General features: G+C 53.1%; 1 protein-coding gene. It reads right to left on the reverse strand.

Annotation, left to right across the window (positions count from 1 at the left end):
- Positions 1-1,474, reverse strand: a 1,474-nt coding sequence (locus EK416_RS17330) for an FG-GAP-like repeat-containing protein (RefSeq protein WP_164730112.1), incomplete at both ends; no start/stop codon positions are given.

Below are 1,474 nucleotides of genomic sequence, written 5' to 3' on the forward strand. Positions count from 1 at the left end.
CGGTTCCCCAAACCATTCTCAATCGACTTCACAAGATAGTTCAGCCGGGGAGGAGACGTTAGAAGATACCCCGAGTAAGCGGTTCCGGCGCGGTCTACCCTTATATACTCGCTAAGACCGCCGCTCCCTCGAAAATCTCCAACGGAGATCGGATATTGAGACTCATCGCCATTGACCACATAGCCATTGAGCGTCGTAGCTTGGGGAACCGAGGTTAGATCAGCCGGGAATTCCCACAAGGCGTGGTCCTGACTATAATTGTTCTTGGCATAAGGCCGATGAAGATGAAAGGATGGCTTGCCGCTGCCTGTCAGATCTCCCGCGGCAAACACGTCGTAATTCGCGTAGTCACCACCACTTGAAAGAATTTTCTGTCCAGACCGAATGACCTCCTCGAAAGTTCCGTCGCCTTTTGAGAGAAGAATTCGGTCTTTGCCCGAGCTTGCGCTGACATCCTTGAGGTAAAGATCAGTCAGACCGTCGCCATTCAGGTCGGAGGCAGCTGCGAGCTTGTAGCCCTCCCGCGCAGACGTCGGCGAACGCACCCCATCTGAACCGACGATGCGCGGATTGTCGACAATGTCGAACGTCCCGTCGCCGCGCGACAGATAAAGCTTATCAAGAAGTTCTGCCGAACTAAATAACGTAGTGCCCCCGTTTAAACCAAATGTGAGTTTTATCCAGAATAGCGGACTAATTACGCCATCATCTGCAGCACTGGAAAAATAAAAATCGGCGAGATTATCCCCATTAAAATCTCCAACTGCAATAGTTTTGTATCCAATATGTTTTTCTTCTACATAGACAGAACCGTCTGAAGAAAATTCGAATGATGGCTTTGCTGGAAGTGACGCCCCCGTTCCAAGATCGACGCTACCGAAACTACCGTCGCCGTCGGCTAGCAAAACGCGATCCGTAGGAGATCCCTCTTTGCGCCCCTTATCGTCGGCCTGGAACAGGAATAGATCGGTGAGGCCATTGCCTCGGAGGTTGCCGGCGGCCGCGACGATCCAGCCGCCCGGAATCGCACTCGCCGAAGAGACTGTCAGCTTCTGAAACGTCCCGTCGCCGTTGGAAAGCCAGACATAGTCGGTTGCACCGGCATTCTTTCGGCCATAGCTGTCCGTAGACGCGAGATAGAGATCGCTTCCACCTTTGCCGCCGAAACTTCCCTGCGCCATAACCCTATAACCCGCAGGGACGGCGTTACCGATGTCGATCTTACTGAAGTTACCGTCAGCCTGGCCAAACCAGAGATAGTCGGTACGCCCGCTTATTTTTCGCCTTTCGCAATCGGAGGTCACCATCAAGAAATCGGTGCGCCCATCATTATTGAAATCTGCGCTGGCTGTAGGGACTGATACGCCGCAATTACTCTGGTACTTCTCCTGCGGCAGCTCACCGGTTTGACTGATGAAGGGGTTTGTTCCCTGGGGGAGGGTTTCGGTTGTTGCCCATGTGAAGGTTGTGGGCT

It is taken from the genome of Rhodomicrobium lacus (assembly GCF_003992725.1).
Lineage (GTDB): Bacteria > Pseudomonadota > Alphaproteobacteria > Rhizobiales > Rhodomicrobiaceae > Rhodomicrobium > Rhodomicrobium lacus.